The sequence below is a fragment of the Tardiphaga alba genome (assembly GCF_018279705.1).
Lineage (GTDB): Bacteria > Pseudomonadota > Alphaproteobacteria > Rhizobiales > Xanthobacteraceae > Tardiphaga > Tardiphaga alba.
Genome location: NZ_CP036498.1, coordinates 5829962 through 5841885 on the forward strand (window position 1 = coordinate 5829962; position 11924 = coordinate 5841885).

At 63.0% G+C, this 11924-nt stretch carries 9 protein-coding genes, 1 tRNA gene and 1 pseudogene; 6 read left to right on the plus strand and 5 right to left on the minus strand.

Annotated features, from left to right (window positions below):
• The 4 genes and pseudogenes from RPMA_RS27765 to ssuD all read right to left on the minus strand — a co-directional run bounded on the left by RPMA_RS27765 (position 1) and on the right by ssuD (position 3448).
• Positions 1-585: a flavin reductase family protein gene (locus RPMA_RS27765; RefSeq protein WP_211910894.1), complete on the minus strand. Its 585-nt coding sequence runs from the start codon at positions 583-585 to the stop codon at positions 1-3.
• 14 nt (positions 586-599) lie between these two features.
• A pseudogene (locus RPMA_RS27770) lies at positions 600-1229 on the minus strand (ABC transporter ATP-binding protein); the annotation flags it as partial.
• A gap of 234 nt (positions 1230-1463) precedes the next feature.
• Positions 1464-2270 carry an aliphatic sulfonate ABC transporter permease SsuC gene (ssuC, locus tag RPMA_RS27775; RefSeq protein ID WP_211910896.1) on the minus strand — a complete coding sequence of 269 codons (807 nt, stop codon included), beginning with the start codon at positions 2268-2270 and terminating at the stop codon, positions 1464-1466.
• Between the two features lie 20 nt (positions 2271-2290).
• Positions 2291-3448, minus strand: coding sequence for an FMNH2-dependent alkanesulfonate monooxygenase (ssuD, locus tag RPMA_RS27780; RefSeq protein ID WP_211910897.1), 1158 nt, complete (start codon positions 3446-3448; stop codon positions 2291-2293).
• A 477-nt stretch (positions 3449-3925) separates the two neighbouring features.
• Here ssuD and RPMA_RS27785 point away from each other — a divergent pair, with 477 nt between their 5' ends.
• The 5 genes from RPMA_RS27785 to RPMA_RS27805 all read left to right on the plus strand — a co-directional run bounded on the left by RPMA_RS27785 (position 3926) and on the right by RPMA_RS27805 (position 11074).
• Positions 3926-5686: a putative bifunctional diguanylate cyclase/phosphodiesterase gene (locus RPMA_RS27785; protein WP_211910898.1), complete on the plus strand. Its 1761-nt coding sequence runs from the start codon at positions 3926-3928 to the stop codon at positions 5684-5686.
• A 142-nt stretch (positions 5687-5828) separates the two neighbouring features.
• Entirely contained in the window at positions 5829-6233 is a 405-nt protein-coding gene (locus RPMA_RS27790) for a YccF domain-containing protein (RefSeq protein ID WP_211910899.1), read from the plus strand.
• 115 nt (positions 6234-6348) lie between these two features.
• Positions 6349-7416: a polysaccharide deacetylase family protein gene (locus tag RPMA_RS27795; protein ID WP_211910900.1), complete on the plus strand. Its 1068-nt coding sequence runs from the start codon at positions 6349-6351 to the stop codon at positions 7414-7416.
• A 256-nt stretch (positions 7417-7672) separates the two neighbouring features.
• A tRNA-Arg gene (locus RPMA_RS27800) sits at positions 7673-7749 on the plus strand.
• 193 nt (positions 7750-7942) lie between these two features.
• A complete protein-coding gene (locus RPMA_RS27805) occupies positions 7943-11074 on the plus strand; it encodes a CHAT domain-containing tetratricopeptide repeat protein (protein ID WP_211910901.1) in 3132 nt (1043 codons plus the stop codon).
• A 3-nt stretch (positions 11075-11077) separates the two neighbouring features.
• Here the strand turns inward: RPMA_RS27805 and RPMA_RS27810 are convergent, their stop codons facing one another.
• The gene (locus tag RPMA_RS27810) at positions 11078-11524 is read right to left on the minus strand and encodes a DUF4174 domain-containing protein (protein ID WP_211910902.1); all 447 of its coding nucleotides are present in this window, start codon (positions 11522-11524) and stop codon (positions 11078-11080) included.
• 201 nt (positions 11525-11725) lie between these two features.
• Here RPMA_RS27810 and RPMA_RS27815 point away from each other — a divergent pair, with 201 nt between their 5' ends.
• The gene (locus tag RPMA_RS27815) at positions 11726-11902 is read left to right on the plus strand and encodes a hypothetical protein (protein ID WP_211910903.1); all 177 of its coding nucleotides are present in this window, start codon (positions 11726-11728) and stop codon (positions 11900-11902) included.
• Positions 11903-11924 lie beyond the last annotated feature (22 nt).

Below are 11924 nucleotides of genomic sequence, written 5' to 3' on the forward strand. Positions count from 1 at the left end.
TCAGATCTCCCGCAAGGCGCGCGGCGTCGGCAAGCTCACTTCGGCGAGCTTGATGTTGTCCTCGTTCTGATCGATTGCCACATATTGTCCATCCCAATAGGTCAGCGCCGTATGCGGCACGGCATTGACGACCTCCCGGACGCGGCCGATGACGATGGCATGCGAGTGGCGCTCGATCACTTCTTCCACCTCACAATCGATCGCAGCCAGTGCTCCGGCCAGCAGCGGCACGCCCGTGGCGCGCGTCAGCCATTGCGCACCGGAAAATCGCGCCGCACCTTTCAAGCCATCCTTGCCGGAGAAGCGTTCGGCGATGTCGAGCTGGTCGGCTGACAGTATGTTGACGCCAAACGCGCCGTAGCGCTGCAGGAGCGGCCACGATGATGACTGCCGATTGACGCTGACAATCAGCGTCGGCGGATCGACAGAGAGCGACGAGACCGAGGTCACCGTCATGCCGGTGATATCCTTGCCACGCCCCACGGTGATCACGCTGACGCCACCCGCGAGCGAGCGCATGGCACTCCGGAATGCGATCGACGGCACATCACTCACGACGGTCAGGTTACGCACAATCGAGTTCATGGCAGCCTCGCAGCTCAATGATTGTCGCCGAGCAGATGACGCAGGATCGCACCTTCCAGTGCAGCCTGATCGGCCGCGCCGTGCTTGCGCGGTCGTGCAATATCGACGGAGATATCGTGCGCGATGCGCCCGTCTTCAATGACCAGCACGCGATCCGCGAGAGCCACGGCTTCCGAGACGTCGTGGGTGACGAGGATCGACGTGAATCCCTGATCGTTCCAAACGCGATCGAGCAGTCCCTGCATCGAGATGCGGGTCAAGGCATCGAGCGCGCCGAGCGGTTCGTCGAGCGCGAGAACCCGCGGATGGCTGACCAGCGCACGGGCCAGCGCGACACGCTGCTTCTGGCCGCCGGAAAGCACCGAAGGCCACTGGTCGCGCTTGTCCGCAAGACCGACTTCGCCAAGCGCACGCTCGGCACGCGCTTTGGCATCCGCCTTCTGGCGATCGCGGCCGAGACCGACTTCGACATTCGACAGCACGCTGGCCCAGGGCAGCAGGCGCGGCTCCTGGAACATGACGCGGATGTCTTCCGCGCGGGTATCTTCGCTGAAGCTGATGGTGCCTGCAGTCGGCTTTTCGAGCCCCGCGATCAGCCGCAACAACGTGCTCTTGCCACAGCCGCTCTGGCCGACGATGGCCACGAACTGGCCGGCGGGGATATGCAGATCGATGCCACGCAGAACCTCGTTCTGGCCGAACGCCTTGCGCAGGCCACGAATGGTGAGAGCGGAGCCACCGCGCTTCGGCTGCGATCGGCGCGCCTGGGCAGCAAGTGCCTCCTCGACGCCAGCAGGCGCATCGACGCGCTGGGCTTCCGCATGGCTGAGACGAAGGGATTGCTGAAGGGTCATGTCAAACGCTCGCTTTCGATTCGCTCAGTGTTTCTGGAAGGCCGGATGCCAGGACAAGGTCAGTCGCTCGAGCAGTCGCGAAGCGCTGTCGGCGACCTTGCCGAGCAGGGCGTAGATCAGGATGCTCAGCACCACGACGTCGATCTGCATGAATTCACGCGCCTGCATGGCCATGTAGCCAAGACCCGACGATGCCGCGATGGTCTCGGCGACGATCAGCGTCAGCCACATGATGCCGAGTGCGAAGCGGACACCGACAAAAATCGACGGCAGCGCGCCGGGGAAGATCACGCGGCGGAACAGCTCGCCATTCGACATGCCGTAGATGCGGCCCATCTCGATGAGCTGCGGATCGACGGTGCGGATGCCGTGCAACGTATTGATATAGATCGGGAAGAACACGCCGAGTGCGACCAGGAACAGCTTGGCGGATTCGTCGATGCCGAACCACAGGATGACGAGCGGGATCAGCGCCAGATGCGGCACGTTGCGCACCATCTGCAGCGTGGTGTCGGTCAGGCTGCTCGATAGTTTCGACAAACCATTGGCCAGGCCGAAGGCGAAGCCGATGCTACCGCCAATCAGGAAGCCGACGGAGGCGCGCCAGAACGACACCCAGATGTTCTGGGCGAGTTCACCCGATTGCAGCAGTTTCCAGCCCGCGATGGCGACGTCGGACGGCGCCGGCATCACCCGCGACGGCATCAGGCCGGTGACGCTGGCGGCCTGCCAGGCGATGAGGATGACCAGCGGAACGATCCACTGGGCGAGACCATCGATACGCGGCAAACGAAGGCTGCGCGCACGTGGGAGGATTTCAACGATGCTCATGATGAGGATACCTGCGAGACTTACGACGCGCTCTGGGCGCGGTGTTCATTGGCGACGATCTCGCCCACCGGCCCGGTACGGGTGCGGAATGGCGTGACATTGTCGTGCTGCTGCAGCGACAGCAGCGGGAAGACGAGTTCGGCGAAGCGATAGGCTTCCTCGAGATGCGGGTAGCCGGACATGATGAACGTATCGACGCCGACGTCCTGATATTCCTTGATGCGCGCCGCCACCGTCTTGGGATCGCCAACCAGCGCCGTGCCGGCGCCGCCGCGCACGAGACCCCCGCCGGCCCACAGGTTCGGGCTGATTTCGAGCTTGTCGCGTCGTCCGCCATGCAGCTGCATCATGCGCTGCTGGCCGACCGAGTCCTGCCGCGCCAGTGTCTTCTGGGCATTGGCAATGACGTCGTCGGTCACGAACTGAATGAGTTCGTCAGCCGCTTTCCATGCAGCCTCATTCGTCTCGCGCACGATGACATGCAAGCGGATGCCGAAGGACAGTTTGCGACCACGCTTCTCGGCGGCCGCTTTGACCCGGGCAATCTTCTCGGCCACCAGCGCCGGCGGCTCGCCCCAGGTGAGATATTTATCAACCGTATCGACGGCGACATCGATGCCGGCGTCCGAGGACCCACCGAAATAGAGCGGCGGACGCGGCGCCTGCACCGGCGGGAAGATCAGGCGGCCATCCTCGATGCGGATGTGCTTGCCTTCGACATTCACCGTCTTGCCCGCCAGCAGGTCGCTATAGACGTTGAGGAATTCGCGGGTGACGGCGTAACGTTCGTCATGCGGCAGGAAGATGCCGTCGCCCTTGTTTTCGACGGGATCACCTCCGGTGACGACATTGATCAACAGCCGGCCATTGGTGACGCGGTCCAGCGTAGCGGTCATGCGCGCGGCAACGGTCGGCGATTGCAGGCCGGGCCTAACCGCCACAAGGTAACGCAGGCGCTCCGTCCACGGCGCCACCGCTGAGGCGACAACCCAGGAATCCTCGCAGCTGCGCCCGGTCGGAAGCAGCACGCCGTAATAGCCGAGTTGATCGGCGGCCTGCGCGATCTGCCGGAGATATTTGAAATCGATCTCGCGTGCGCCCTGCGTCGAGGCCAGGTATCGCCCGTCGCCATGCGTCGGCAGAAACCACAGGACGTTGGCTGGTGATGGATTGCTCATGAAGGGATCGTCCCCGGTCTCGCAGCGATGTCTGTTGCTGCAGGATGATGGGGAGACGCTCCGGGAGTGTCGAGAGGCCGGAGAAAATAGCGATGCACGCACTGCGACTTACATCAATGACGCCGGGTTCCTTTCAATATCGGCGCCAAATCCAGCGCATTTTTCTCCACCCCGGAGGGGCCTTCAGCATGGGACGACACCGACGCGCCGATCTGCCCTTCGCGACATCCCCCAACGCAGCGCGGACCCTCGGCCGCCATTTTGACGATCTGTTAATGACGTCTGGACGGCATGCCGGGCGAGGCTGCGTCATATACGTAAATACCGCTCTTTCTGCGCGGGATTTAACCAATATTAGAGTGCGGTTTGCGACTGTCGGCCACCATGCAGAATGCATCCGACCCAGATCTGACGCTTCCCCTCAAGGACAGTGCTTCGCCTCCCGCGACCTCCAGGACAGTCGCGCCCGTCGTTCGCATGGACGCCTATGCCGAATTGCAGATGCTGCGCGAGATCATGCGTATGCTGCCGTCTGCTGTCACCGTACAGGACGAGCACGGCGATTTCCTTCTGGTCAACGACGCCGCCGCAGCGCAATTCAACACCACACCTGACGGGTTTCTGAGCGTTACGACCGATGCCGACTTTCTCGGCCAGGCACTGACCCATCGTCGCGCGACTGCGCTGAACCTGATGCGGTCCGGCCGCACGGCTGTGTTCGAAGAGCGCGTCAATTCCGACCTGGACAAGCGGGTCTATCTGACGACGCATCGGCCGGTGCAGATCGGCGAGCGCAGCCTGCTGCTCTCGAGCGCAAGCGATGTCAGCCGGCAGAAGGCGGTCGAGGAAGAGCTGTTTCGCCGTGCCTATTACGATGAGCTGACCGAGCTGCCGACCCGCAGAGTCATCGAGAAGCATGTCACCGACCTCATTGCCGAAGACAGCAGTTGCCCGGAAGGCGGCTATGGCCACTTTGCGCTGGCCTTCCTCGACATCGACAATTTCAAGCATATCAACGACTATTACGGCCACGCGATCGGCGACGCGCTGCTTGTGCAGTTCGCAAAGCGGCTCGGCCTCGAATTGCGCGCGAGCGACATGCTGTCGCGCATCTCCGGCGACGAATTCCTGCTGCTGCTGAACCCGATCCAGAGCCAGCACGAAGTCGCGGACTATCTGGAGCGCCTGGTGCAGCGCCTGCGCGCGCCGTTTTTCATCGACGGGTCCGAAGTCTTCGCCACCGCCTCCATCGGTGTCAGCCTCTATCCCGAGCACGGCCGCAGCTACGACCCGCTGCATCAGAACGCCGACATCGCGATGTATCAGGTCAAGAACGACACCAAGGGCGCTGCGGTGTTTTTCGATGCCAGCATGGAGAGCGAGGCGCTGGCACGGATGGCGACCGAACAGGCGCTGCGGCTGGCGATCCTCGACAAGCGGTTCTGCTGCGCCTTTCAGCCGAAAGTCGATATTCGCACCAAGGAGATCCAGGGGATCGAAGCGCTGGTGCGCTTGCGCGACGACAATGGCGTGATCCAGGCGCCCGGCGCCTTCATCAATCTCGCGGTCGAGCTCGGCCTGATCGACGAACTGACCCATCTCGTGCTTGCCGAGATCATGAAATCGATCGACCTGATCGACGAGGCTTTCGGGGCTGGCGCAACCATCAGCATCAATGTGGCCGCCAAGCAGGCCGGCAATGCCGAATTCATGCATTCCTTTGCCAAGGCGCTGCAGGACACCGGCTGTCCGACGCGTTTCATGGTCGAGGTGACCGAAGACGCCTTCCTCGCGAAAACGCATTTCCAGGACGACATCATGCCGATGCTACGGGAGATCGGCGTCGGCGTCTCAATCGACGATTTCGGCGTCGGCTATTCGTCGCTGTCGGCTCTGGCGGACATCACCGCCGATGAGATCAAGATCGACCGCTCCTTCATCACGGACATTCACAAGCGTCCGCGCAGCCAAGGTATTCTTCGGGCCATCGAATCGCTGAGCGAAGCGCTGGGCATGAAGGTCATCGCCGAAGGCGTCGAGACATTCGAGGAGCTGGCCTATCTGCAGGCGGCAACCAAGATCCGCTACGCGCAGGGCTATTATTTCTCCAAGCCGATCTTCCTGGACGACCTGCAGCCGCAGGCGCGGATCAGCAGCGACGTCCGCAGCGAGAGCGAGGCACGACCGACCGACAATGCCCGACCCGCTTATTCGCGGGCAGGCGGACGCGGATACTAAGGCATCTCCGGCCGATTTGCGGTTAGCAGCGCCGCTTCGGACTCTTTCGCTGCGACAGATGCATCAGGGCATTGTCACGCGGCCGGCGCATCCCATCTGTTAAGGGATTGGAAACCATAACCCTACCCGCCTTGAGAGACCCATGCCCATCCTGCCGCTGCTGCTCAATATTCTCTGGATCGTGTTCGGTGGTCTCTGGATGGCGGCAGGCTGGGTGCTGGCCGCGGTTCTCATGGCGATCACCATAGTCGGCCTGCCGTGGGCGCGTGCCGCCTTCAATATCGCCGCCTATACGCTGCTGCCTTTCGGCCAGCGTGCCGTGCGGCGCGAACTCGTGACCGGCCGCGAGGATTTCGGCACCGGCATATTCGGCCTGCTCGGCAATGTGATCTGGCTGGTGCTTGCCGGCTGGTGGCTTGCGCTCGCGCATCTCGTCACGGCGCTGGGCCTCGCGATCACGATCGTCGGCATTCCCTTTGCCTGGGCGCATCTCAAGCTCGCCGGCATCGCACTTTGGCCGATCGGCCGCGCGATTGTGCCAGCTTGACGCATATAGCGTTGAATAAAGACGAATTTTCCAGCCCTGCGTGCGTCGCGCTCACGCTCGGTTAACTATTCCGCTCAATGGTGGATCGAGGTGAGCCTCGGGCGCCGGAGTGGATATGCGTAAACTTCCTTTCTTGTTTGTTGCTGGTGCGGTGACGGCGGTCGTCGCTGCGGGCGCGGGTGCCTGGCATGTGTTCGGCCCCGGCGATGTTCAGGCCGACGCCAAGGCCAAGAACACCAAAGGCGAGCTGACCACCGCCTCCATCGATACACGCTGGCCCAAGCCGGCATCCAATGCGCCGGCCGAACCCGCACCGCGCCCGCAGCCTGTCGCAGCGGCACCGAGCGCCGCGCCGATGCAGGCGCAGCCTGTCGCCGAGAAGCGCCAGGCCTATGTGAAGCCGGCCTGCAACAATCCGAACGCTCTCGGCGTATCGCGCACGGTCCAGATCGATACCACCGGCGGCCCCGGCCTCGGCATGTCGCAATATCGCGACTACGATTTCCTGCAGCCCGGCGAAGTCGTCCTCACCTTCGACGACGGCCCGTGGCCGGTGACGACGCCGGCGGTGCTGAATGCGCTCGCCGCGCAATGCGTGCAGGCCGTGTTCTTCCCCATCGGCAAACATTCGACCTGGCATCCCGCCGTGTTGAAGCAGGTGCTCGCGGCCGGTCATTCGGTCGGCACCCACACCTGGTCGCACCAGAACTTAGCGAGCAAGACGCCGCAGGAAGCCAAGGACGAGATCGAGCGCGGCATCAGCGCCATCACGCTGATGGCCGGCCAGCCGCTGTCGCCGTTCTTCCGCTTCCCGCAGCTACGCCAGAATGCGGAGCTGAAGGCCTATCTCGCCGAGCGCAACATCGCCGCCTTCTCGATCGACATCGACTCCGAAGACTTCCGCATCCACAAGGCGGACAAGCTGGTCGCGTCGATGATGGAAAAGCTGAAGAAGAAGGGCAAAGGCATTCTCCTGATGCACGACCTGCACAAGTGGTCGGCGGCGGCCGTGCCCGATCTGCTCGCCCAGCTGAAGGCCGGTGGCTACAAGATCGTGCATATCCGCGCCAAGGACACGCTGTCGACCTTGCCGCAATATGATGCCGCTATCGCCGCCGAGCTGCAGCCGGTGCGCACCAGCAATGCCCGCCCCATCTCAAGCGTGATTCAGACGGTCGATTGAGCGGCGATCTAAAATCGAAAGCAAATGGCGCCGCGAGGCGCCATTTTTGTTTGATGAGGTGCGATTTGACTGCGGCGGACTGGATGGCGGGGACTGGACCTCCGTTTCGGGACGCAATTTCAAAAATCCCGATCTGTTGCCCGCGTCGTGAAAGCGCTCCGGCCGGCCCATTTGGCCGTTTCTGACCGGAAATTCGAGAATGACCGCCAGCCCACCCGTTGCCGCCGCCCGACCAATCGGCTAAATCACGGGCACTGCACCCGTAGCTCAGCTGGATAGAGCGTTGCCCTCCGAAGGCAAAGGTCACACGTTCGAATCGTGTCGGGTGCGCCATTCCCCACCTTCATCGAACTGTCACCCGTCCCGCCTTCATCCGGCCTCATGAGGCCGCGATATCGGAGGAATTGCGGATGACGGGAGCGATGCGGGCATGCGGTTTGGCCGGATTTTTGTTGTCACCTTTGGCGTTGTTCTGAGCCTTTCAGTCTTCAACCCGATAACGCCGGTCCAAGCCGGACAACAGGAGATGGTCGCGCTGATGCAGCGGATCACGGCTCTCGCCAAAGAGGGCCGCTATGCCGATGCGATTCCGCTGGCCCGCAAGCTGACGACCGAGGCGGAGAAAACGACGGGCCGCCAATCGCCCCTTACCGCAACCACCTATGTCGTCCTCGCTCAATCGCTGCAGGCCCAAGGCGAGCTGACGGAGGCTGAAGCGACCTTGCGCAAGGCTCTCGCCATTCGCGAGAAGGCGCTTGGTCAAACGCATGCCGATGTCGCCGCCGTGCTCGGTCCGCTTGGCCAGATCGCTTTTGCCCGCGACCGCCTGGCGGACGCCGAGCAGTTTGCGCAGCGTGCCGTCGCCATCCATGAACGCACATCCGGCCCCGACAATGTCGCAACTGCGCTGGCGCGCATGCAGCTCGGCAATGTCAGACACCGACAATTGCGAGAGGACGATGCGGAGGACATCTTCAGCCGCGCGTTGAAGAGCTTCCGCGCTGCGGGCGCTCAGGCCGAGATCATGGTGCCCGTCGCACTCAACAATCTGGCCGAGGTCGCGAAGGCACGCGGCCGGCTGCAGATCGCCGATGACAATTTTCGCGAAGCCCTGACGCTGCAGGAAAAACTATATGGCCGCGAGCATCTGCAAGTCGCGTCCACCCTCAACAATCTCGGTGAACTCAGGCGCATGCAAGGCCGCTTCTCGGAGGCCGAAGATCTCGCGCGGCGGGCACTCACGATTCGCGAGACCGCACTTGGCCCCGATCATGCCGATGTCGCCGCCAGCCTCAACAATCTGGCCATCATCTTCACGCGCCAGGGTCGCGCCAGCGAAGCCGACACGCTACTGACGCGCGCTTTGGCGATTCAACAAAAGGCATTCGGTCCCGACCATCCCAATGTCGCCATCGCCCTGAATAATCTTGCCGACGCCAAGTCTGCCGCAGGCCAGAAAAAGGATGCCGAAACGCTGTTCCGCCGCTCGCTCGCCATTCGCGAAAAGAGCGCCGGCCGTGACCATCTCGATACGGCCATTGCCATCGACAATCTGGTCACCTTGCTTGTCGATGACAATCGCCCTGCTGAAGCCGAGCCGCTGGCGCGTCGCTCCCTTGCGATCCGGGAAGCCGCGCTCGGCCCGCGCCATCCTGGCGTCGCCAACAGCCTGAACAATCTCGCCGTCGTTCTCGATACGATCGGCAACGCCTATGACGCCGAACCGCTGCTGAAGCGCGCACTCGAGATCCGGCGCAACGCGCTCGGCGAGACGCATCCGGACGTCGCCAACAGCTACAACAATCTCGGCGGCCACTATCTCGATATCAGGGACTGGCAGCAGGCCCATGATTCCTACACGCGCGCGACGGCGATCCTGACTGCGCGCAATGCCAGCGACACCGACGGCGACAATCTCACTTTCAAGGACAACACCAATCCGTTCCCCGGCGCCATCGTGGCGGCCTATCAACTCGCTGACACCGCACCCGATCAGCGGGCGACCTTGCAGGCCCAAGCTTTTGAGGCCGCGCAACGGATTGGCGATGAGCAGGCTGCCAAGGCCATTGCCGGCATGTCCGCCCGCGTGGCTGCCGGCGGCGGTGAGCTGTCCGCGCAGGTGCGACAACGCCAGGATCTCGCCGACCAGGCGCTCGCCACCGACCGTCTGCTGATCTCGGCCATCTCGCAGCCAGCGTCGGCGCGAAACGCCCAGACCGAGCAGGCCATTCGTGCGCGCGCCGGCAGCATCGCGGCTGAGATCAAGGAGCTGGACCGAACCATCGCAGCGAAATTCCCGGACTATGCGACCCTTGTGACCCGTAGCCCCGTGTCCCTGACCGATGTCCAGCAGCAACTCGGGCCGAAAGAAGCACTGCTGCTGTTCTCGACCACCGAGCGCTACACATTTGTCTGGACAATTACGCGCTCGGCCATCCGCTGGCATGCCGCGCCACTTGGAACGAAGCAGCTCACCGAAACCGTCCGCATCCTGCGTTGCGGGTTGGATGATGAAGCCTGGCTCGGCGCAAATGACTGCGCGCAGAAGTATGGGCTTACACGGCCGCCGTCGGGCGGGCAGCTGCCATTCGACCCACAGCGCGCCTATGGCCTGTATCAGGCGTTGCTGGCGCCCGCTGCCGCTGAGATCGACGGCAAAGAGTTGATCCTGGTCCCCTCCGGTCCGCTGGCGACCCTGCCGTTTCAAGTGCTGCTGACTGAGAAGCCCCCGGCAACGAACATCGATCTTGCCCAGGCCCCATGGCTGGCCAAGCGCTTTGCGTCCACAGTGCTGCCCTCGGTTTCCAGCCTCAAGGCGCTGCGTCAGGTGGCCCAGGGCAGCAAGGCGAAGAAGCCGTTTGTCGGCTTTGGAAATCCGCTGCTGACCGGCAATTCCGTCAGCACGAGCGACATCGACCGCGCGAAGCTGGCGCGCCAGTTTCAGAACTGCACCGCGATCATGGAAGCGCGCCGCGACCAGATTGCGCAGCGCAATGTCACATCGACGGTCGCGCTCGCCGGCGGCACCGCGGATGTGGAGCAACTCAAGCGTCTGGCTCCACTGCCCGAAACCGCCATCGAACTCTGCGCAGTGGCAGAGCGTTTTTCGCCGGTTCGCGGCGACGTCTATCTCGCCAATGCCGCAACCGAGGCAAATATCAAGTCGATGAGCGACGCCGGTCAGCTCGCGCAATATCGCGTGCTGCATTTTGCGACCCATGGCGCGCTATCCGGTCAGGTGCGCGGCGCCATCGAGCCTGGCCTGATCATGACGCCTCCGGCGCAGGCCTCACGCAACGACGACGGCTATTTGTCGTCGTCGGATATTTCGGCACTGAAACTGGATGCGGATTGGGTGGTGCTGTCCGCTTGCAATACGGCCGGCGGCGAAAAGGCTGAAGCCGAAGCCTTTTCGGGCCTGGCCCGCGCGTTCTTCTATGCAGGGACGCGCGCGCTGCTCGTCACGCACTGGCCGGTGAATTCACAGGCTGCGGTTCTGATCACCACCGGCACGACGAATGCACTTGCCGTTCAGCGCGACCTCGGCAGGTCCGAAGCCTTCCGCCGTGCGCTTGTGAATTTGATCGGCAAAGGCGGCACCTATGCCCATCCGAGCGTCTGGGCGGCCTTCGTGCTTGTGGGGAACGGCGGCGCGTGATCCTTAGCCGCCGGTTTTGCGTATTTCCTCTTTCCGCATCGGCATCTGGTCGATGCGGCCGAAGATGTCCCTCGCAGCCAGCGGCGCATCGGACGCGAAAGCCGTGTTGCCGTCCTTGCCGACTAGCATGACGCGGAAATCGCTGACATCGGTCGCCAGTCGCTTGCGGAGCTCCCGCGCGCGCTCACTGTCTCCGACCGCTTCCATCAGCACGACGTTGCGCTCGAACATGCCGCTGGATGCCTGCTCCAGATAGGCCCGCTGCGTGCGCAGTTCGGCATCCCCCGGATTCTGCGCCACCAGTACCAGGACACGGCTTTTCCAGCGCAAAGCTGACAGCGGATCGGCCGAAGCCGGGATGGCGGAGACACCGGTGATCGCGGCACAAAGTCCCATCGCGAGAACGGGTATCCGCCTCGCAATGCCCGGTCTGTAGTTACGCATTGTCATAGCGGCGCTCCCGCATTTGGTCATTGGGTGAACAATGCGCATTACCGCCGCATTGTTTCATCCCCGCGTCAAAACGAAACAATTCCGGTATTCCGCGAAACCGCTTTTGCCGATCAGCGCAAAAACGCGGAAACGCGGCATGGTTATCAAGCTGCCCAACGAAGCAGCGACGGCCGCTGCACCTCACACGGAGACAGCGCAATGCGGACCCTCAGCTTCATCCTCGCCTTCGGCTTCGTTCTCGCCAGCGCGGGGCTCACATCACCCACCGGCGACAGCATGCCCGGAGCCGGCACCTTTTCCTATAGCGACACATCGGCAACGGACACCGCCGCCACCTTCGCTTATCTCACCCTCACCAAGCGCACCCGCGCGTAACGCATCTCCAAAGGCAGGGACA

Bases quoted from the DNA above. Each gene is read 5' to 3' on its own strand.
- RPMA_RS27795 (WP_211910900.1), top strand. From the start codon at position 6,349: ATGCGTAAACTTCCTTTCTTGTTTGTTGCTGGTGCGGTGACGGCGGTC.
- RPMA_RS27805 (WP_211910901.1), top strand. From the start codon at position 7,943: ATGGTCGCGCTGATGCAGCGGATCACGGCTCTCGCCAAAGAGGGCCGC.
- RPMA_RS27815 (WP_211910903.1), top strand. From the start codon at position 11,726: ATGCGGACCCTCAGCTTCATCCTCGCCTTCGGCTTCGTTCTCGCCAGC.
- ssuC (WP_211910896.1), bottom strand. From the start codon at position 2,270: ATGAGCATCGTTGAAATCCTCCCACGTGCGCGCAGCCTTCGTTTGCCG.
- RPMA_RS27810 (WP_211910902.1), bottom strand. From the start codon at position 11,524: ATGACAATGCGTAACTACAGACCGGGCATTGCGAGGCGGATACCCGTT.
- ssuD (WP_211910897.1), bottom strand. From the start codon at position 3,448: ATGAGCAATCCATCACCAGCCAACGTCCTGTGGTTTCTGCCGACGCAT.
- RPMA_RS27765 (WP_211910894.1), bottom strand. From the start codon at position 585: ATGAACTCGATTGTGCGTAACCTGACCGTCGTGAGTGATGTGCCGTCG.
- RPMA_RS27785 (WP_211910898.1), top strand. From the start codon at position 3,926: ATGGACGCCTATGCCGAATTGCAGATGCTGCGCGAGATCATGCGTATG.
- RPMA_RS27790 (WP_211910899.1), top strand. From the start codon at position 5,829: ATGCCCATCCTGCCGCTGCTGCTCAATATTCTCTGGATCGTGTTCGGT.